General features: G+C 61.5%; 16 protein-coding genes, 2 rRNA genes and 1 pseudogene. 12 read left to right on the top strand and 7 right to left on the bottom strand.

Features of this window, described 5'->3' with window-relative positions; translation table 11 throughout:
* Positions 1-142 precede the first annotated feature (142 nt).
* Positions 143-3,023, top strand: a 23S ribosomal RNA gene (locus WT60_RS31010).
* Positions 3,024-3,212: 189 nt separating this feature from the next.
* Positions 3,213-3,326, top strand: a 5S ribosomal RNA gene (rrf, locus tag WT60_RS31005).
* A 207-nt stretch (positions 3,327-3,533) separates the two neighbouring features.
* Here the strand turns inward: rrf and WT60_RS31000 are convergent.
* The 4 genes and pseudogenes from WT60_RS31000 to WT60_RS30985 all read right to left on the bottom strand — a co-directional run.
* Positions 3,534-4,991, bottom strand: a pseudogene (locus WT60_RS31000) (IS66 family transposase); the annotation flags it as partial.
* A 39-nt stretch (positions 4,992-5,030) separates the two neighbouring features.
* A protein-coding gene (locus tag WT60_RS30995) for an IS3 family transposase (RefSeq protein WP_100185219.1) occupies positions 5,031-6,118 on the bottom strand; the annotation gives its coding sequence in 2 pieces (ribosomal slippage) (positions 5,031-5,857 and positions 5,857-6,118; 1,089 coding nt in all).
* Positions 6,119-6,312: 194 nt separating this feature from the next.
* Entirely contained in the window at positions 6,313-6,621 is a 309-nt protein-coding gene (gene tnpB / locus WT60_RS30990; RefSeq protein ID WP_348982041.1) for an IS66 family insertion sequence element accessory protein TnpB, read from the bottom strand.
* A 32-nt stretch (positions 6,622-6,653) separates the two neighbouring features.
* Entirely contained in the window at positions 6,654-7,082 is a 429-nt protein-coding gene (locus WT60_RS30985) for a transposase (protein WP_231752061.1), read from the bottom strand.
* A gap of 408 nt (positions 7,083-7,490) precedes the next feature.
* On the opposite strand from WT60_RS30985, the gene cueR reads away from it, so the two are divergent.
* From cueR to WT60_RS30970, 3 genes are all read left to right on the top strand, one after another.
* Complete coding sequence (gene cueR / locus WT60_RS30980; RefSeq protein WP_038744516.1) at positions 7,491-7,895, top strand: Cu(I)-responsive transcriptional regulator; 405 nt, start codon at positions 7,491-7,493, stop codon at positions 7,893-7,895.
* A gap of 219 nt (positions 7,896-8,114) precedes the next feature.
* Positions 8,115-8,261: a DUF3563 family protein gene (locus tag WT60_RS30975; protein ID WP_081989347.1), complete on the top strand. Its 147-nt coding sequence runs from the start codon at positions 8,115-8,117 to the stop codon at positions 8,259-8,261.
* Positions 8,262-8,415: 154 nt separating this feature from the next.
* Positions 8,416-8,724 (top strand): hypothetical protein, encoded by a 309-nt coding sequence (locus tag WT60_RS30970; RefSeq protein ID WP_052145007.1) that lies wholly within the window; start codon positions 8,416-8,418, stop codon positions 8,722-8,724.
* A gap of 14 nt (positions 8,725-8,738) precedes the next feature.
* Here WT60_RS30970 and rlmJ read toward each other — a convergent pair whose 3' ends face one another.
* Positions 8,739-9,584 carry a 23S rRNA (adenine(2030)-N(6))-methyltransferase RlmJ gene (gene rlmJ / locus WT60_RS30965; protein WP_060356357.1) on the bottom strand — a complete coding sequence of 282 codons (846 nt, stop codon included), beginning with the start codon at positions 9,582-9,584 and terminating at the stop codon, positions 8,739-8,741.
* Positions 9,585-9,721: 137 nt separating this feature from the next.
* Positions 9,722-10,693, bottom strand: coding sequence for an aldo/keto reductase (locus WT60_RS30960; protein WP_038744514.1), 972 nt, complete (start codon positions 10,691-10,693; stop codon positions 9,722-9,724).
* A 187-nt stretch (positions 10,694-10,880) separates the two neighbouring features.
* Here WT60_RS30960 and WT60_RS30955 point away from each other — a divergent pair, with 187 nt between their 5' ends.
* Positions 10,881-11,669, top strand: coding sequence for a 3-hydroxybutyrate dehydrogenase (locus WT60_RS30955; RefSeq protein ID WP_060819792.1), 789 nt, complete (start codon positions 10,881-10,883; stop codon positions 11,667-11,669).
* A 204-nt stretch (positions 11,670-11,873) separates the two neighbouring features.
* Here WT60_RS30955 and WT60_RS30950 read toward each other — a convergent pair whose 3' ends face one another.
* On the bottom strand, positions 11,874-13,073 hold the full coding sequence (locus tag WT60_RS30950) for an amino acid aminotransferase (protein ID WP_038748148.1): 1,200 nt from the start codon (positions 13,071-13,073) through the stop codon (positions 11,874-11,876).
* A 291-nt stretch (positions 13,074-13,364) separates the two neighbouring features.
* On the opposite strand from WT60_RS30950, the gene uvrB reads away from it, so the two are divergent.
* The 6 genes from uvrB to WT60_RS30920 all read left to right on the top strand — a co-directional run bounded on the left by uvrB (position 13,365) and on the right by WT60_RS30920 (position 19,386).
* Positions 13,365-15,455, top strand: a complete 2,091-nt coding sequence (gene uvrB / locus WT60_RS30945) for an excinuclease ABC subunit UvrB (protein ID WP_059671238.1) — start codon at positions 13,365-13,367, stop codon at positions 15,453-15,455.
* A 222-nt stretch (positions 15,456-15,677) separates the two neighbouring features.
* On the top strand, positions 15,678-16,229 hold the full coding sequence (locus tag WT60_RS30940; RefSeq protein WP_038748151.1) for an iron transporter: 552 nt from the start codon (positions 15,678-15,680) through the stop codon (positions 16,227-16,229).
* Positions 16,230-16,288: 59 nt separating this feature from the next.
* Positions 16,289-16,618 (top strand): cupredoxin domain-containing protein, encoded by a 330-nt coding sequence (locus WT60_RS30935; protein WP_038748152.1) that lies wholly within the window; start codon positions 16,289-16,291, stop codon positions 16,616-16,618.
* 58 nt (positions 16,619-16,676) lie between these two features.
* Positions 16,677-17,519, top strand: coding sequence for an FTR1 family protein (locus WT60_RS30930; protein WP_038748154.1), 843 nt, complete (start codon positions 16,677-16,679; stop codon positions 17,517-17,519).
* A complete protein-coding gene (locus tag WT60_RS30925) occupies positions 17,516-18,916 on the top strand; it encodes a 4Fe-4S binding protein (RefSeq protein ID WP_038748156.1) in 1,401 nt (466 codons plus the stop codon). Before WT60_RS30930 ends, WT60_RS30925 begins: the two co-directional genes overlap by 4 nt.
* 59 nt (positions 18,917-18,975) lie before the next feature.
* Positions 18,976-19,386 (top strand): heme-binding protein, encoded by a 411-nt coding sequence (locus tag WT60_RS30920; RefSeq protein ID WP_038748157.1) that lies wholly within the window; start codon positions 18,976-18,978, stop codon positions 19,384-19,386.
* Positions 19,387-19,459 lie beyond the last annotated feature (73 nt).

Genomic DNA, 19,459 nt, shown 5'->3' with positions numbered 1-19,459 from the left:
GGGTCTACTCCCTTCGGGAGTGGGGTCGGCGTAAGCGCTAAAGCGCTAACGCCGGACCGACATCAATTTTGGAATACGGCACAACGCGAGAACTCAACCTGTAGCGACTGTTGCGTCGAAAGATGAGACAGACTCGTTATAGGGTCAAGCGAACAAGTGCATGTGGTGGATGCCTTGGCGATCACAGGCGATGAAGGACGCGGTAGCCTGCGAAAAGCTACGGGGAGCTGGCAAACGAGCTTTGATCCGTAGATGTCCGAATGGGGAAACCCACTCCTTTTGGAGTATCCATGGCTGAATACATAGGTCATGTGAGGCGAACGCGGTGAACTGAAACATCTAAGTAACCGCAGGAAAAGAAATCAACCGAGATTCCCAAAGTAGTGGCGAGCGAAATGGGAAGAGCCTGTACTCTTTATCTGTATTGTTAGTCGAACGCTCTGGAAAGTGCGGCCATAGCAGGTGATAGCCCTGTAGACGAAAACAGTATGGAAGAACTAGGTGTACGACAAGTAGGGCGGGACACGTGAAATCCTGTCTGAAGATGGGGGGACCATCCTCCAAGGCTAAATACTCGTGATCGACCGATAGTGAACCAGTACCGTGAGGGAAAGGCGAAAAGAACCCCGGGAGGGGAGTGAAATAGATCCTGAAACCGCATGCATACAAACAGTCGGAGCCTCGTAAGGGGTGACGGCGTACCTTTTGTATAATGGGTCAGCGACTTACGTTCAGTAGCAAGCTTAACCGAATAGGGCAGGCGTAGCGAAAGCGAGTCCGAATAGGGCGTTCAGTTGCTGGGCGTAGACCCGAAACCAAGTGATCTATCCATGGCCAGGATGAAGGTGCGGTAACACGTACTGGAGGTCCGAACCCACTAACGTTGAAAAGTTAGGGGATGAGCTGTGGATAGGGGTGAAAGGCTAAACAAACTTGGAAATAGCTGGTTCTCTCCGAAAACTATTTAGGTAGTGCCTCGTGTCTCACCTTCGGGGGTAGAGCACTGTCATGGTTGGGGGGTCTATTGCAGATTACCCCGCCATAGCAAACTCCGAATACCGAAGAGTGCAATCACGGGAGACAGACATCGGGTGCTAACGTCCGGTGTCAAGAGGGAAACAACCCAGACCGCCAGCTAAGGTCCCCAAATATGGCTAAGTGGGAAACGAAGTGGGAAGGCTAAAACAGTCAGGAGGTTGGCTTAGAAGCAGCCACCCTTTAAAGAAAGCGTAATAGCTCACTGATCGAGTCGTCCTGCGCGGAAGATGTAACGGGGCTAAGCCATATACCGAAGCTGCGGATGCGTGCTTTGCACGCATGGTAGGAGAGCGTTCCGTAAGCCTGCGAAGGTGCGTTGAAAAGCGTGCTGGAGGTATCGGAAGTGCGAATGCTGACATGAGTAGCGATAAAGGGGGTGAAAGGCCCCCTCGCCGTAAGCCCAAGGTTTCCTACGCAACGTTCATCGGCGTAGGGTGAGTCGGCCCCTAAGGCGAGGCAGAAATGCGTAGCTGATGGGAAGCAGGTCAATATTCCTGCACCATTGTTAAATGCGATGGGGGGACGGATCGCGGAAGGTTGTCCGGGTGTTGGAAGTCCCGGTCGCTGCATTGGAGAAGGCGCTTAGGCAAATCCGGGCGCGGAATTCAAGGGTGTGGCGCGAGCTCCTTAGGGAGCGAAGCAATTGGAAGTGGTTCCAAGAAAAGCCTCTAAGCTTCAGTTTAACAATGACCGTACCGCAAACCGACACAGGTGGGCGAGATGAGTATTCTAAGGCGCTTGAGAGAACTCGGGAGAAGGAACTCGGCAAATTGGTACCGTAACTTCGGGATAAGGTACGCCCTGGTAGCTTGATGCGCCTGCGCGCAAAGGGTGAAGGGGTTGCAATAAACTGGTGGCTGCGACTGTTTAATAAAAACACAGCACTCTGCAAACACGAAAGTGGACGTATAGGGTGTGACGCCTGCCCGGTGCCGGAAGATTAAATGATGGGGTGCAAGCTCTTGATTGAAGTCCCGGTAAACGGCGGCCGTAACTATAACGGTCCTAAGGTAGCGAAATTCCTTGTCGGGTAAGTTCCGACCTGCACGAATGGCGTAACGATGGCCACACTGTCTCCTCCCGAGACTCAGCGAAGTTGAAGTGTTTGTGATGATGCAATCTACCCGCGGCTAGACGGAAAGACCCCATGAACCTTTACTGTAGCTTTGCATTGGACTTTGAACCGATCTGTGTAGGATAGGTGGGAGGCTATGAAACCGGAACGCTAGTTTCGGTGGAGCCGTCCTTGAAATACCACCCTGGTTTGTTTGAGGTTCTAACCTTGGCCCGTGATCCGGGTCGGGGACAGTGCATGGTAGGCAGTTTGACTGGGGCGGTCTCCTCCCAAAGCGTAACGGAGGAGTACGAAGGTACGCTAGGTACGGTCGGAAATCGTGCTGATAGTGCAATGGCATAAGCGTGCTTAACTGCGAGACCGACAAGTCGAGCAGGTGCGAAAGCAGGTCATAGTGATCCGGTGGTTCTGTATGGAAGGGCCATCGCTCAACGGATAAAAGGTACTCTGGGGATAACAGGCTGATACCGCCCAAGAGTTCATATCGACGGCGGTGTTTGGCACCTCGATGTCGGCTCATCTCATCCTGGGGCTGTAGCCGGTCCCAAGGGTATGGCTGTTCGCCATTTAAAGAGGTACGTGAGCTGGGTTTAAAACGTCGTGAGACAGTTTGGTCCCTATCTGCCGTGGGCGTTGGATATTTGAAGGGGGCTGCTCCTAGTACGAGAGGACCGGAGTGGACGAACCTCTGGTGTACCGGTTGTGACGCCAGTCGCATCGCCGGGTAGCTATGTTCGGAAGAGATAACCGCTGAAAGCATCTAAGCGGGAAACTCGCCTTAAGATGAGATATCCCTGGGGACTTGATCCCCTTGAAGGGTCGTTCGAGACCAGGACGTTGATAGGTCAGGTGTGTAAGCGCAGTAATGCGTTCAGCTAACTGATACTAATTGCCCGTAAGGCTTGATCCTATAACAAGTCTGTCTCGGTAGTCGTTGGCGCGTCAGCGCTCACGGATATCGAGTGTCGAGTGCAAGGCGCTCGACGTACTGCGGTTGAAGTACCGCGTATGTGTGAGATACAACCTCACAACCCACCCAAGATTACTGCTTCTTCCCAGATTGGTTCTGTTGGCCGCGCCAGCAGAACAACCCTCTTTGCCTGATGACCATAGCGAGTCGGTCCCACCCCTTCCCATCCCGAACAGGACCGTGAAACGACTCCACGCCGATGATAGTGCGGATTGCCCGTGTGAAAGTAGGTAATCGTCAGGCTCCCCTCTGAAAACCCCCGCCCTCACCGGCGGGGGTTTTGCTTTTTACGCCTCCGCCAATCCCCTGAACGCCCTCGGCAGGAGCCTCGCGCTCCAGCTCCCGCCTCGACTCCCTTCTCGCTGTAAGCGCCTCGCGAAGGCCGTCCGCAATCCGGCGCGCACGTGAGGCATGATTGGTTATCGAGCGCTCATGTTGGCCCGCTGGCAATCAGCCCGTGGAGGCAGGTGGGCAAGACTTCCCTGGCAGCTTTTTTGCCACGTTCCAGGGTAGTAATTCGTCGATGCGGTTAATGGGGTGATCAGCGATATGGGTCAGCACGTATTCGAGGTAAGCGCGCGGGTTGATCCCGTTCAGCTTGCACGTGCCGATCAGGCTGTACATCGCCGCGGCCCGTTTCCCCCCACTGTCGGAGCCGGCGAACAAGAAGTTCTTTCGACCCAGACTCACACAGCGCAACGCGTTTTCGGCCAGGGCGTTGCTGATCTCGGCACGGCCCTCTTCGCAGTACAGCACGAGGGCATCCCACTGATTAAGCGAGTAATGGATCGCTTTGGCCAATTCGGATTTCTTCGACAGCGTCGCGAGTTTGTCCGTCATCCACGTCTTGATGGCCGCGAGCAGCGGGATGCTTTTCTCCTGGCGCACGCGCAGCCGCTGCGCGGCGGGTTTGCCGCGGATGTCGGCCTCGATCGCGTAAAGTGCACCGATCAGCTCGAGCACCTCCCGGGTCGCCTCGGCAGGCGTTCGGGCATGCACGTCGTATATGTACCGTCTCGCGTGGTCCCAGCATGCCGCCTCGCGAATCTTGCCGCTCTCGTACAGTTCGTTGAAGCCGCTGTAGGCGTCGGCTTGCAAGATACCCTTGAATCCGTCCAGGTGGGTCTGGGGATGAATGCCTTTGCGGTCCGGCGAGTAAGCAAACCACACTGCGGCCGGTTCGGTCGAGCCCGAACGAGTGTCATCGCGCACATACACCCACAGGCGCCCCGTCTTCGTCTTCTTCTTGCCCGGCTCGAGTACCGGGATAGGCGTGTCATCCGCGTGCAGCTTCGACGGCGCCACCGTGTAGCGGCGCAGTGCCTCGGTCAGCGCATCGCAAAGGGCCTCGCACTGGCCGACCCAGCGGCCCATGCTGGCCGGGTCGAGCTTCACGCCGTCGCGCGCGGCTATCTGCGACTGGCGGTACAACGGGGCGTGGTCGGCGTACTTCGAGACGAGGATGTCGGCCAGCAGGCTCGGATGGGCGATGCTGCGCGTAATCGGCAGGCCGGGCATCGCCGGCTGCGAGAAGTGGTGGCCGCACGGGCAAACCGTCTTGCGCCGGATCGTACGAATCACCTTGAACACCGCCGCGACGCGGGCGAGCTGCTCGGACACGTCTTCTCCGAGCGGCTGCATTGCGCTGCCGCACTTCGGACACGTTGCGTCAGCCTCCAGTACACGTTCTTCGCGTGGCAGATGCGGCGGCAGCGCTTCTTTCGGCGATGCGTCGCTCACAGGCGTGCTTGCGCTTGATTGGCGGGCGCGCCGCACATCGGCGACGCCACGCTCGCCCGTCAGGTCCTCGAGCGCTGTTTCTAGCCGTGCAACCTCGCGGTCCAACTGCTCGGACTTGCGTCCGAATTGCATGCGCCTAAGCTTGTCGAGCTGAGCCTTGAGTTGCTCGGTAATCCCCCCGCTTTTAACGCGAGTCAGAAGTAGAGACTATGCCGCGGCCATGAGCCGCTGTTTCGGCGTCATGCCGCCAAGGCCCATGTTAGGGCGCTCGTGATTGTATTGCCACATCCATTCGGTCGCGAAGCTCTGCACGTGCGCAAGGTTGTCCCAGTAGTACTGCGACAGCCACTCATAGCGCACCGTCCGGTTGAATCGCTCCACATAGGCGTTTTGCTGCGGCTTGCCCGGCTGAATGTAGTTCAACGCGATGCCATGCCTGGCTGCCCATTGCGTGATTGCCTCGCTTAAGTACTCGGGACCGTTATCGCACCGTATCGCCATCGGTTTTCCTCGCCAGCCGATGATCTGCTCCAGAGCCCGGATGACGCGCGCCGAGGGCAACGAGAAGTCGATCTCGATGCCCAATGCTTCGCGGTTGAAGTCGTCGATCACGTTGAACAGTCGGATACTGCGGCCGTCCTTCAACTGGTCGTGCATGAAGTCCATCGACCACACCGCATTCACCGACGCCGGCACGATCAGCGGCTCCGGCGCCTGCCGTACAAGCCGCTTACGAGGCTTGATGCGCAGGTTCAGCTCCAGTTCTCGGTAAATCCGGTACACGCGCTTATGGTTCCAGCCGAAGCCCTTCACGTTGCGCAGGTACAGGAAACACAGCCCAAAGCCCCAGTTGCGATGATTGTCGGTCAGCCGTAGCAGCCAGTCGGCAATCTGCTCGTTCCCTGCATTGCGCTGCCGCTCGTAGCGGTAGCACGTCCGGCTTACGCCAAATGCCTCGCATGCGAGCCGGATCGACACGCCCCGGCTCGCTACTGCTTCTCTGGCCATCTCGCGGCGGGTAGATGGCCTCAGTCTTTTTTTGCCAGCGCCTCTGCGACGATCTCCGCCTTGATCTTCTCTTCCACGTACATCTTGCGCAGTCGCGCGTTTTCCGCTTCCAGCTCCTTCATCCGGGCCATCAGCGACACGTCCATCCCGCCGTACTTGCTGCGCCAGTTGTAGAACGTCGCCGTGCTGACACCCAGCTCCCGGCAAATCTCCGGCACCGCCACGCCAGCCTCCGCGCGCTTGAGCGCATCCATGATCTGGCTATCCGTGAACTTCGACTTCTTCATTGCGTAGAACTCCCTTTGCTGGAAATTCTACTTCTGATCCCACCTACTGGACGGGAGGATTACCGCTCGATCTCCAGATCGCGCTCGGCAAGCTGAGCACGAGCCTCGAGCAGCAATGCTCGCAGCGTTTCAACATCGTCAGGAAGTTCGGCGCCGTTCGACATGCGGCGCAGTTTACGAGCCTTCTGCTCGGTTTACAACATCGACAGTGCAGCGGTGCGACGCGGTTGCCGCCAATCGATGCCTTCGAGCAACATGGACAATTGCGCTGCCGTCAGATGAACCTTGCCGCCATCGGCCTGCGGCCAGACGAAACGACCACGCTCAAGCCGTTTCGCAAGAAGCCAGAGCCCGTCCTCGGTTGCCCACATGAGCTTCACGAGATCGCCGCGCCGGCCCCGGAAGATGAACACGTTGCCGCTGAGCGCATTGTCCTCGAGCGCCGTGTGCACCTTCGCCGCCAGCCCTTGGAATCCGCAGCGCATGTCGGTGACGCCGGCCACCAGCCAGACTCGGGTACCCGTGGGAAGAGAGATCACGATTGCATGCTCCCCAGTACAACACGTAGCGTGTCGGCGTCCACAATGCCGTCCACCTTGACGACCACCTCACCGAATCGAATCTCGATTGTCCCGGCTCGAGTAGTGCGGTTGCCCACTGCCCGAGCTTCCGAGGGCATGGTCACGCGCTGCGCCGGCGTTTCATCGACCACCGCCACCGGAATCAGCGACGTCGTTTGGGCCAGCAATTGCTCGCGATAGCGACGCCGCCACGTGAACAGCATGTTTGCATTGATGCCATTCTCGCGCGCCAGCTTTGCGACCGAAGCACCCGGCTCGCATGCCGCGGCCGCAAGACGGCGTCGAAACTCGCGATCATAGTTTGGGCGCCCCTTGCGGCTCCCGGGCTTGGCTTCCGGCTCTGTCACGGTGATGTCCATCAAATCGAAAATGATGGGCACCACTTTGATGTCGCTTCTCGCCCTCGTCTACGACGGTCGCCGTGAGGCGCTTACTTCTCGCTCGAGCGCGGGCGGGCCTCTCGGACGGTACGCACGCGCTCTTGGGATTCGACCGGCCCCGCGTCTCGTCCGCCGATCTGCTCCACGCGTTTCGCAGCGTGAGCGCCTTGGTCACTGGCGAGCCTTTTCGGAGCGACGGCGATACTTATTCCGCCTTGAGCCGGTGGCCAGATGTTTTCCATCGAGCAGTAACTTCCGGATGCTTCGCTGTCAGCCTAGTTCTGGTTCTCGTTCGTCGTGCGATACCCCTGGTCGGGGGCCTGACTTCAGCGCAAGCCGCAGTCGGACAGCGAAGAAGATATTTGGCAGAACGCGCTAACATTCGAGTCGTGATTCTGTCTGGAGCGAATTGTGAACATCGGAGAGGCCGCAAAGGCAACGGGCGTCAGCGCAAAGATGATCCGCTACTACGAAAGCGTAGGCCTTCTCAATCCGGCGAAGCGTACCGATTCGGGATACCGCGTCTACCACGATGAAGAAATCCACTTGCTCCGCTTCATCCGGCAGGCGCGACGGCTGGGGTTTCTCGTCGACGACATCCGGAAACTGCTGGCGCTCTGGCAAGATCGCTCGAGAGCGAGCGCCGAAGTCAAAGCGATTGCGATCGAGCACGTGGCCGAACTTGACGGCCGGATCGCCGAGCTTACCGACATGCGGAACACGCTTGCGAACCTTGCCGCGCATTGCAGTGGAGATGACCGACCGGATTGCCCCATTTTGGAGCGCTTGGCTAACCCTTGCTGTGACCCAAAATAGTGCATTCTGACGTGGGATTCTGGCGCAGCGGACTACGAAAGTGCCTCAAAAATCAGACGCTTAAGTTGGAATTGTTTGATCTATTCCAAATCGGCATGCATCACATTCGAGCATTTCACTGGCAAGTTGGTGCAATCAGGCTATAATCGGGTTAACCCTATGCGGGATATCCCTGAAGTCGATTCACCAGGGGATCTCAACCTTCCTTGGAGAGCCAACATGTTTGCCTACATCATCGAAAAGCTGAGTAACTGGTTTGAAGCTGCAGAGCGCGACCGCCGTGAAGCCTACTTGGCATCGTCGAGCGACATCGTTCAACTCGAACAGCGCATCCGTTCGCTGGAAGCCAACGGCTACTCGCTGTAACTCGAAGCGGCAAGACGTCGCGTCACGCGCTTAGTGCGCGAGTAAAGGAAAGCCCCGTATTGACGGGGCTTTGTCTTTTCATAAGCTGGAAACGTCCAGTACAGATATCGTAGCCTATCGGCGTACAATCAGCGTCGTCTGAAACGGGGGCCGGATGAAAGTCGTCAAGCGCTTTTTCTGCTTCGCGATCGGTTGCGTCGCACTATGCGGCATCGCAACGGCTGCGATTGCTGGAGCAAACGGTGGTGCGCCGCTGATCTTGGACACGCAAAGCGGCATTCACGACGGTAAGGGCGGTATCGTGCTGCAGAACGCGCCCTTATCGCATGCTTCGATTGTCGCGCCTGCGCAACCTGCGCCGATGACGGAACTGTCTTCCGGTTCAACGGCGCCGATGGTGATCATCCCGTACATCGCAGTGCCGAATTCGGCCGTTCCGCTCAAATCTCCCGCGCCGCATTAGTAAACAGCGCGAAGTCAGTTGCCGCGGTGCTCGATCGCAAACGTCGCGCCGCCATCTTGCCCAAGCTTTTCGACGAGATACGGGAGAGTCTCTTTCATCGAGTCGATCAGCGTATATGGCGGATTCAGGATGAACATTCGGCTGCCGAACAGGCCATAGCCGTCAGAAGGAGGACGGCTCACAGTCAAGCTCAGATGCAGCCAGTTGTTCGGCTGCAGTCGTTTCAGATGATCGGCGAATTTCTGAGATTCGGGGCGGCTCACCTGTGGATACCAGATCGCATAGCATCCCGTTGCAAATCGTTTCAGGCTTTCTTCCACGCAGGTGATCGTCTTTGCATAGTCGCGCTTGTCCTCGTATGACGGGTCGATCAACACGAGCGCGCGCCGCGGCGGCGGTGGCAGCAGCGCCTTGATGCCTTCGAATCCGTCGCCGGCGTAGATCATCGCGCGTCGCCCCGCATCGCGAAAATTGTGTCGTAGCACGTCGATTTCGGTAGTGTGCAGCTCGAACAGGCGCATCCGGTCCTGTTCGCGCATCATTCGCCATGCGAGATAGGGCGAGCCCGGATAGTAGCGCAGCTCGCCGCCGCTGTTCAGCGCGCGGACTTCGTCGACATAGTTGGCCAGTGCTTCGGGCAGATCCGCCGCATCCCAAATTTTTTCGATCCCCGTACTGAACTCACCGGTTTTCGCCGCATAACCGTCGAAGAGCGAGTAGACGCCTGCACCTGCGTGCGTGTCGATGTACCAGTACGACTTGTCCTTCTTGTTCAAATGACGCAGCAACTGCACGACAACGGCGTGCTTGAGGACGTCCGCGTGGTTGCCGGCGTGAAAGCCGTGACGATAGCTGAGCATGGCGAGAGAAATACGGAGCGAGACGTGGAAATCGGCCGAGCGGCGGGACGTGCGAATGATGTCGCAACGCCTGCTGGCGTGGCTGGCAGATGCGGTCGCGTATTGTACGCGAGTATGCGATTCGGTCTGCCGTGCGGCTACTGGTAGGCATCGCCGACGAGCTGCTCGACCCGCTGCTTGACGTCCGGCGTGAGCTTTGCCGCCACGTCGAGCGAGCGCATGTTCTCGATGATTTGCTCGACACGCGACGCGCCGGTGATTACGGTGCTGACGCGAGGATTCTTCAGCACCCAAGCCAGCGCGAGCTGGCCGACGCTGCAGCCTAGGTCGCGCGCTACCTCGCCGAGCGCTTCGACGACGCTGTTCTTCGCCGGGTCCGTCAATTGTGCGCGCAGCCAGTCGTAGCCGTGAATTTCGGCTCGGCTGCCGGCGGGAACCCCGTGCCGGTATTTTCCAGTCAACAGCCCAGACGCTAGCGGGCTCCAGGTCGTGAGCCCCATTCCGAAATCCTCATAGAGGCGCCTATATTCTTGCTCGACGCGCTTGCGATGAAACAGGTTGTATTGCGGCTGCTCCATCGTCGGCTTGCGCAGGTGATGCCGCTCGGCGATTTCGTATGCGGCGCGGATCTCGTCGGCGCTCCATTCGGACGTGCCCCAGTAGAGCGCCTTGCCGCGCGCGATGATGTCGCTCATCGCCCACACGGTTTCCTCGATTGGCGTATTCGGATCGGGGCGATGGCAGAACACGAGGTCGACGTAGTCGAGCTGCAGACGTTGCAGTGACGCGTCGATCGCGTTCAGCAGGTATTTGCGGTTGAGGGTGTGGTACTGGTTCGGCGCTTCCGCGAGCCCCCAGAAGAACTTCGTCGAAACCACGTAGCTGATGCGCGGCCAGCCGAGCGACTTCAGCGCATGTCCCATGATTTCCTCGGATTTGCCGCCCGCATACACTTCGGCGTTGTCGAAGAAGTTGACGCCGGCGTCGCGTGCGGCAGCCAGCGATTCTCGCGCGGCACGACGATCGACCTGGTTGCCATAGGTGACCCATGAACCGATCGACAACTCGCTGACTTGCAATCCGGAACGTCCCAGCCTTCGGTAGTTCATATCGCCTCCGATCGAGCGTGACCGACAACAAGCTTAGCCTGTTTGACCGCGACGCGCGGTCTCGTTCATGCACAATAGCAATGTCGGCCGCGCGGCGACAGCCTGCCATTCGGCCTATGCCGCTCGGACGACTGGATGAATGCCGGACGCGATGCTTTCATTGACTTAACTGATGGAGACTTCGGGAATGACTTCGAACTTGAACGGCAAAACTGCAGTCGTGACGGGCGCGGCAAGCGGCATCGGCAAGGAAATCGCGCTGGAGCTCGCGCGTGCGGGCGCGGCGGTCGCGATCGCCGATCTGAATCAGGACGGCGCGAACGCGGTGGCCGAGCAGATCAAGCAGGCGGGCGGCAAGGCGATCGGCGTCGCGATGGACGTGACCAACGAGGACGCGGTCAACGCCGGCATCGACAAGGTTGCCGAGACGTTCGGCTCGGTCGACATTCTGGTGTCGAACGCGGGCATCCAGATCGTCAATCCGATCGAGAACTACGCGTTCGCCGACTGGAAGAAGATGCAGGCGATTCACGTCGACGGCGCGTTCCTCACGACGAAGGCCGCGCTCAAGCACATGTACCGGGACGATCGCGGCGGCGTCGTGATCTACATGGGCTCGGTGCATTCGCACGAGGCGTCGCCGCTGAAGTCGGCGTACGTGACGGCGAAGCACGGGCTGCTGGGGCTTGCGCGCGTGCTGGCGAAGGAAGGCGCGAAGCACAACGTGCGCTCGCACGTGGTGTGTCCGGGCTTCGTGCGCACGCCGCTCGTCGACAAGCAGATTCCGGAGCAGGCGAAGGAGCTCGGGATCAGCGAGGAGGAAGTGGTGAAGAAGGTGATGCTCGGGCAGACGGTCGACGGGGTGTTCACGACCGTCGAGGACGTCGCGAAGACGGTGCTGTTTCTGTCGGCGTTCCCGAGCGCGGCGCTCACCGGCCAGTCGTTTGTCGTCAGCCACGGCTGGTTCATGCAGTAAGCCGTGTCCGAAACGGCGAGTGTCGGGCCGCAGCTCGGCTTCGCGTCGTTTCGCCTTGGTTCTCGCGTTGGCGCCCGCCCGCGGTTGACGACGCGCGGCTCGCGCCGCACACGAACATAAAAAACGCGCTCCATCAGGAGCGCGTTTCTCATTCCGGCGGTGCAGCCCCGCAGCGGCTCAAAGGCCGCGGCGTCGGCGTCCGGCTTACTTGAGCACCGTGGCAATCGCGCTCGCGACGACGTCGAGGTTGCGCGTGTTGAGCGCCGCGACGCAGATCCGGCCCGTGCTCACGGCATAGATGCCGAACTCTTCGCGCAAACGGTCGACTTGCGCCGACGTCAGGCCCGAGTACGAGAACATGCCGCGCTGCGCGTTGATGAAGCCGAAGTCACGCTCGATGCCGGCCGCCTTCAGGCGCTCGACGAGGCCGTTGCGCATCGCGCGGATGCGGTCGCGCATTTCGCCCAATTCCTGCACCCACGAGGCGCGCAGGTCCGGCGAAGCGAGCACCGCGGCGACGATCGCGCCGCCGTGCGTCGGCGGGTTCGAGTAGTTCGTGCGGATTACGCGCTTCAACTGCGAGAGCACGCGTGCGGCTTCGTCCTTGCTGTCGGTGATGATCGACAGCGCGCCGACGCGTTCGCCATACAGCGAGAACGACTTCGAGAACGACGACGACACGAACACGTTCAGATCCGCCGCCGCGAAGAGGCGCACCGCCGCCGCGTCGGCTTCGATGCTCTCGCCGAAGCCTTGATAGGCGATGTCGAGGAACGGCACGAGCTTGCGCGCCTTCACGACTTCGACGACCTGTGCCCATTGCGCTTCGTTCAGGTCGACGCCCGTCGGGTTGTGGCAGCACGCGTGGAGCACGACGATCGTGCCCGGCTCGTAGCCGTTGAGCGCGGCCAGCATGCCGTCGAAGTTGACGCCGTTCGTTTTCGCGTCGTAGTACGGATACGCGACGACCTCGAAGCCCGCCATTTCGAACAGCGCGCGGTGGTTTTCCCAGCTCGGGTCGCTGATCGCGACCTTCGCCTTCGGATTCAGCGTGCGCAGGAAGTCCGCGCCGATCTTCAGCGCGCCCGTGCCGCCGAGCGCTTGCGCCGTCACGACGCGGCCGGCCGCGATCAGCGGCGAATCGTCGCCGAGCAGCAGCTTCTGCACGGCGGCGTCATAGGCCGCGATGCCGTCGATCGGCAGATAGCCGCGCGGCAGGCCGGCTTCCACTCGCGCCTTTTCCGCGTCGCGCACCGCGCGCAGCAACGGAATCTTGCCGTCCTCGTTGGTGTAGACGCCGACGCCCAGATTCACCTTGGTCGGGCGCGTATCGGCGTTGAAGGCTTCGTTCAGGCCCAGGATTGGGTCGCGGGGGGCAAGTTCGACAGCGGAGAAGAGCGACATGATTGATTCGCAGCAGTTGTGAAAAGAGGGTCAGCTTCGGGCGCCGATGCGGACCGGGCGGGCCGTGAGGCGAAGCGCGGCAAAGGGCGGCGGCTCGGCGCGAAAAGCGAAGCGCGGCAACGCATCATTGTAGCGAATTCGACGTCTCCTTTCGGTCAATGTCGCGGCCGCGCACGCGCTTTTTTGCGCATCGGGCCTGCGAATCGCGAGCGCGGCGGGGCGGAGCCGGCCGAGCGTCGACGCGCTAGAATGATCTTTTGCTCCGCTTCGGCCCGCCGCCCTCGCATCCACATGTCCGAACATCATCCCGACACCCGCGACGATCTCGACGAATCGAAATTCGTGACGTTCGACGAATCTCCGTTCCAGCTATACCAGCCTTACCTGCCCTCGGGCGACCAGCCGAGCGCGATCGCGACGCTGGTCGAAGGCGTCGAGGACGGCCTTTCGTTCCAGACGCTGCTCGGCGTGACGGGCTCGGGCAAGACCTACACGATGGCGAACACGATCGCGCGGCTCGGCCGCCCGGCGATCGTGTTCGCGCCGAACAAGACGCTCGCCGCGCAGCTCTATGCGGAATTCCGCGAATTCTTCCCGCGCAACGCGGTCGAGTACTTCGTGTCGTACTACGACTACTACCAGCCGGAAGCGTATGTGCCTCAGCGCGATCTCTTCATCGAGAAGGACTCGTCGATCAACGAGCACATCGAGCAGATGCGGCTGTCGGCGACGAAGAGCCTGATGGAGCGCCGCGACGTCGTGATAGTCGCGACGGTGTCGGCGATCTACGGCATCGGCAACCCGTCCGAGTACCACCAGATGATCCTCACGCTGCGCACGGGCGACAAGATCGGCCAGCGCGAGGTGATCGCGCGACTGATCGCGATGCAGTACACGCGCAACGAGCAGGACTTTCAGCGCGGCACGTTCCGTGTGCGCGGCGACACGATCGACATCTTCCCGGCCGAGCACGCGGAAATGGCGGTGCGCGTCGAGCTGTTCGACGACGAGGTCGATTCGCTGCATCTGTTCGATCCGCTGACGGGGCGCGTGCGCCAGAAGATTCCGCGCTTCACTGTCTATCCGTCGTCGCACTACGTGACGCCGCGCGAGACCGTGATGCGGGCGGTCGAGACGATCAAGGACGAACTGCGCGATCGCCTCGAGTTCTTCCATCGCGAGAGCAAGCTCGTCGAGGCGCAGCGCCTCGAGCAGCGCACCCGCTTCGACCTCGAGATGCTGCAGGAGCTCGGCTTTTGCAAGGGCATCGAGAATTATTCGCGGCACTTCTCCGGCGCGGCGCCGGGCGAGCCGCCGCCGACGCTCGTCGACTATCTGCCGTCCGACGCGCTGATGCTGCTCGACGAATCGCACGTGCTGATCGGCCAGCTGAACGGGATGTACAACGGCGACCGCGCGCGCAAGGAGAATCTTGTCGATTACGGGTTCCGGCTGCCGTCGGCGCTCGACAACCGGCCGCTCAAGTTCCCGGAGTTCGAGCGCAAGATGCGCCAGGTGGTGTTCGTGTCGGCGACGCCCGCCGATTACGAGCAGCGCGTGTCCGGCCAGACCGCCGAGCAGGTCGTGCGGCCGACGGGGCTCGTCGATCCGGGGATCGAGGTGCGGCCGGCGAGCACGCAGGTCGACGACGTGCTGTCCGAGATCACCGAGCGCGTGAAGGCGGAAGAGCGCGTGCTGATCACCGTGCTCACGAAGCGGATGGCCGAGCAGCTGACCGAATTTCTCGCCGATCACGGCGTCAAGGTCCGCTATCTGCACAGCGACATCGACACGGTCGAGCGGGTCGAGATCATTCGCGACTTGCGGCTCGGCACATTCGACGTGCTGGTCGGGATCAACCTGCTGCGCGAAGGCCTGGATATCCCCGAAGTGTCGCTCGTCGCGATTCTCGACGCGGACAAGGAAGGCTTCCTGCGCGCCGAGCGCTCCCTGATCCAGACGATCGGCCGCGCGGCGCGCAACGTGAACGGCAAGGCGATCCTGTACGCGGACCGGATCACCGATTCGATGCGTCGCGCGATCGACGAGACCGAGCGGCGCCGCGCGAAGCAGATCGCGTACAACGAAAAAATGGGCATCACGCCGCGCGGCGTCGTGAAGCGGATCAAGGACATCATCGACGGCGTCTACAACGTCGACGAAGCGCGCGCCGAGCTGAAGGAGGCGCAGCAGCGCGCGAAGCTCGAGGACATGTCCGAGAAGCAGATCGCGAAGGAGATCAAGCGGCTCGAGAAGCAGATGGCCGATTACGCGAAAAATCTCGAGTTCGAGAAAGCCGCGCAGACGCGCGACCAGCTCGCGTTGCTGCGCGAGCGCTTGTTCGGCGCGAACGTGGGCGATCACGTGAGCGGGCTCGAGTGAGGGCTTCGCGGCCCCCCGCCGCATTCGTTAATCTCGCTGTAAGCCTTGTCAGATCAGGGATTTAGCGGCATCTCCATTTGTTTCGGAGGCCGTTCGGTGCTACACTTGCGCCTGTATTGAGAATAGTTCGCATTAACGTTCTTCATCGCTTTCTTGTCTTTCCCCCGGGTTCCGGGTCCGCGCGGGCGGGACGTGTATCACGAGATAAAAACAGGAGTGTCAATGTTGCGTGCTTCCTTTGTTCGCAGCGGTATCGCGTTGGCGGCCGCGTGCGCTGCGCTGTCGGCGACGGCGGCGGAATACCCGATCGGCAAGCATCAGATTCAAGGCGGGATGGAGATCGGCGCGGTGTATCTGCAGCCGATCACGATGGACCCGGAAGGGATGATGCGCAAGGCGTCGGATTCGGACATCCACCTGGAAGCCGATATCCATGCGGTCAAGAACAACCCGACGGGCTTCGCCGAAGGCGACTGGATGCCGTACCTGCAGGTCACGTACAAGCTGACGAAGCAGGGCGACGCGAAGTGGAAGGCGCAAGGCGATCTGATGGGCATGGTCGCGAGCGACGGTCCCCACTACGGCGACAACGTGAAGCTGGCCGGCCCGGGCAAGTATCACCTGACGCTCGTCGTGAAGCCGCCGATGCAGGCGGGCCACACGGCGTTCGGCCGCCACGTCGACAAGGAAACCGGCGTCGGCGCGTGGTTCAAGCCGATCACGCTCGAATACGATTTCCCGTTCGCCGGCATCGGCAAGAAGGGCGGGTACTGATCGCAGAAGCAGCAAACGGACGGCGCGCGACGAGCGCGCTGTCCTTTTAGAGATATACGATGAAATTCCCCAGAGTATTCGCATTTGCCGCCGCGATCTTCGTCGCAGGCGCCGCGCATGCGGCCGATCTGCCGACCTTCAAGCTCGAGATGGCCGACGGCAAGCTCAATCCGGCGCGCATCGAAGTGCCGGCCGGGCAGCGCATCAAGATCCAGATCCGTAATACGGGCAAGGGCGCCGTCGAGTTCGAGAGCGTGCAGCTTCGCAAGGAGAAGGTGCTCGCGCCGGGCGGCGAATCGTTCGTCGTGATCGCGCCGCTGTCGCCGGGCGAGTACAAGTTTTTCGACGATTTTCACCAGCAGGCACAGGGCGTCATCGTCGCGAAGTAACGGTTTTCGCGTTTGACGCGCGGACAGGCCGCGCGGCGGGCGCCGGGAGGTAAAAACAATGGGTCAGATCTTGTTCATCGTCTGGCGAGAGAGCGTCGAGGCGTTGCTCGTCGTCGGCATCCTCTATGCATGGCTGAAGAACGGCGACGACGATGCGCGCCGCGGCCTGCCTTATTTGTGGGCGGGCGTTCTCGCCGGCCTGCTGATGGCGGTCGGGCTCGGCGCCGCGCTCGTCGGCTTCACCGAAGTGTTGTCGGGCGACGCCCAGGACTATTTTCAAACCGCGATGGTGCTGATCGCGTGCGTGCTGATCGTGCAGATGGTGCTGTGGATGAAGCAGCACGGGCGCTCGCTGAAGCGCGACATGGAGCGCTCGTTGCAGAAGAGCACGCAGGACGCGAACTGGTGGGGCGTCGCGGTGCTCGTCGCGCTCGCGATCGCGCGTGAAGGCAGCGAGACGGTGATCTTTCTCTACGGGCTCGGCTTCGGTCAGTCCGGACATGTCGACGGCGGCCAGATGCTCGCCGTGCTGATCGGCCTCGGCCTCGCATTCCTGACGTTCTACGTGCTGCAACTCGGCGGCAAGTACTTCTCGTGGCGGCACTTCTTCCGCGTCACCGAGATCATGCTGCTGTTCCTCGGCGCGGGCCTGTTCCAGACGGGCATCGACAAGCTGATCGACAAGGAGATCCTGCCGCTCGGCATCGCGCAATTGTGGGATACGTCGGCGATCCTCGACGATTCAAGCACGTTCGGCTCGCTCGTCGCGACGCTGACGGGCTACCGCGCTCATCCGTCGCTCACGAACCTCGTCGCGTACGCAGTCTACTGGGCGGTTGTCTATCTGCTGCTCAAGCGCGCGGCGCGACACCCGGCGGCGACTGCGGGCCGGCCGGCATGAGCGCCGTCGTCGGCCGTCGCCGCACGAGCCTCGTCGCGGAAGCCGGGCACTGGATGCAGCGCCACGGCGCGCTGATCCGCGGCATCCAGTGGATCGTGGTACTCGTCTATGCGTTCCTGATCCTCGTGCCGGCGTTCACGCCGCTGCCCGACGACACCGCGCATCTATGGAGCAACCTGACGCTCGCCGCGCAGTTCGTGTTTTGGGGCATCTGGTGGCCGTTCGTGCTGCTGTCGATGGTGATGCTCGGCCGCGTCTGGTGCGGCGTGCTGTGTCCTGAGGGCGCACTGAGCGAATTCGCGAGCAAGTTCGGCCGCGGTCGTGCGATTCCGCGCTGGATGCGCTGGGGCGGCTGGCCGTTCGTCGCGTTCGGCTTGACGACGATCTACGGCCAGATGGTCAGCGTCTATCAGTATCCGCGTGCGGTGCTGCTCGTGCTCGGCGGCTCGACGCTTGCCGCGATCGTGATCGGCTTTCTGTACGGGCGCGAGAAGCGCGTGTGGTGCCGCTATCTGTGTCCCGTGAACGGGGTCTTCTCGTTGCTCGCGCGCCTCGCGCCGCTGCGCTACAAGGTCGATGAACAGGCATGGCGCCGTTCGTACAAGAAAGGCGAACACGGCCACCGCGTGATTCCGATCAACTGCGCGCCGCTCGTGCCGCTTCGCAACATGAAGGGCGCGGCGGCGTGTCACATGTGCGGCCGCTGCAGCGGCCACCGCGGCGCGATCGAGCTGACGGCGCGTTCGCCGTCCGAGGAAGTGGTCGCGCTCGGCGACAAGCAGGCGAGCGGCTGGGACACGGCGCTCATCCTATACGGCCTGCTCGGCATTGCGATCGGCGCGTTCCACTGGACGGTGAGCCCGTGGTTCGTGCAGATCAAGCAGTGGCTTGCGGGCTGGCTGATCGACCACGACATCATGTGGCCGCTCGACACGAACGCGCCGTGGTTCGTCTTCACGCACTACCCCGAGCACAACGACGTGTTCTCGTGGCTCGACGGCTCGCTCGTCATCGCGTACATCTCCGGCACGGGTCTCGCATACGGCACGGCGCTTGCCGTGCTGCTCGCCGGCGCGGTCGCGATGCTCGGCCGCTTCGAGCGCGTGCGGCTGCACCATCTCGCTCAGGCGCTGATCCCGCTTGCGGGCGCCGGCGTGTTCCTCGGCTTGTCGGCGACGACGCTGTCGCTGCTGCGCGCGGAGCATGTGCCGCTCGGCTGGGCATCGGGCGTTCGCATCGCGATTCTCGCCGGCGCGAATCTGTGGAGCGCATGGCTCGCCTGGCAGGTCACCGGCCGCTATGCGGGCTGGACGCGCCGGCTGTTCGCGATGGCCTGGTTCGGCGCCGCGCTCGCGGTGATCGACAGTGCGTGGTGGCTGATGTTCTGGGGATTCTGACGCGCTTCGAGCGCTATGATGCAGCCGTCGATGGGCTCTCATCACGAAGGAGTGTCGAGATGAAAACCAAACCCGTTTTGACGAGCGATGACGTGAAGAAGATGGCGACCGCCGCCGAGGCGTTCGCGGTTGCGAACCAGTGGTCCGTGACGGTTGCGATCGTCGACGACGGCGCGCATCTGCTGTATCTGCACCGGATGGACGGCGCCGCGCCGAGCACTGTCGAGATGGCGATCAGCAAGGGCCGCACGGCCGCGCTCGGTCGTCGCGAGAGCAAGGTCTACGAAGACATCGTGCTGCAGGGGCGCGTGTCGTTCCTGAGCGCGCCGCTCGTTGGCCTCGTGGAGGGTGGCGTGCCGATCATCGTCGAAGGCGAGACGGTCGGTGCAATCGGCGTGTCCGGCGTGAAATCCGAGCAGGACGCAACGGTCGCCCGCGCGGCGATCGCCGCGCTGATAGGCGCCGGCTGACCCCGACGGCGGCATTTCATTCGTCGACATCCGCTCAATCGTCGGCACGAGCCGGTGGCGGCCGTTCGCGCGT

The organism is Burkholderia sp. MSMB617WGS (assembly GCF_001532025.2).
GTDB classification, from domain to species: Bacteria; Pseudomonadota; Gammaproteobacteria; order Burkholderiales; family Burkholderiaceae; genus Burkholderia; species Burkholderia savannae.
The sequence above is the reverse complement of the archived record's forward strand: the minus strand, read 5'-3'. Positions and strand labels throughout refer to the sequence as shown.

What these genes read in the sequence shown, in the direction of transcription:
- WT60_RS30975 (WP_081989347.1), top strand. Translation starts at nt 8,115, where the DNA reads ATGTTTGCCTACATCATCGAAAAGCTGAGTAACTGGTTTGAAGCTGCA.
- WT60_RS30970 (WP_052145007.1), top strand. Translation starts at nt 8,416, where the DNA reads ATGAAAGTCGTCAAGCGCTTTTTCTGCTTCGCGATCGGTTGCGTCGCA.
- rlmJ (WP_060356357.1), bottom strand. Translation starts at nt 9,584, where the DNA reads ATGCTCAGCTATCGTCACGGCTTTCACGCCGGCAACCACGCGGACGTC.
- WT60_RS30960 (WP_038744514.1), bottom strand. Translation starts at nt 10,693, where the DNA reads ATGAACTACCGAAGGCTGGGACGTTCCGGATTGCAAGTCAGCGAGTTG.
- WT60_RS30955 (WP_060819792.1), top strand. Translation starts at nt 10,881, where the DNA reads ATGACTTCGAACTTGAACGGCAAAACTGCAGTCGTGACGGGCGCGGCA.
- WT60_RS30950 (WP_038748148.1), bottom strand. Translation starts at nt 13,073, where the DNA reads ATGTCGCTCTTCTCCGCTGTCGAACTTGCCCCCCGCGACCCAATCCTG.
- uvrB (WP_059671238.1), top strand. Translation starts at nt 13,365, where the DNA reads ATGTCCGAACATCATCCCGACACCCGCGACGATCTCGACGAATCGAAA.
- WT60_RS30940 (WP_038748151.1), top strand. Translation starts at nt 15,678, where the DNA reads ATGTTGCGTGCTTCCTTTGTTCGCAGCGGTATCGCGTTGGCGGCCGCG.
- WT60_RS30935 (WP_038748152.1), top strand. Translation starts at nt 16,289, where the DNA reads ATGAAATTCCCCAGAGTATTCGCATTTGCCGCCGCGATCTTCGTCGCA.
- WT60_RS30930 (WP_038748154.1), top strand. Translation starts at nt 16,677, where the DNA reads ATGGGTCAGATCTTGTTCATCGTCTGGCGAGAGAGCGTCGAGGCGTTG.
- WT60_RS30925 (WP_038748156.1), top strand. Translation starts at nt 17,516, where the DNA reads ATGAGCGCCGTCGTCGGCCGTCGCCGCACGAGCCTCGTCGCGGAAGCC.
- WT60_RS30920 (WP_038748157.1), top strand. Translation starts at nt 18,976, where the DNA reads ATGAAAACCAAACCCGTTTTGACGAGCGATGACGTGAAGAAGATGGCG.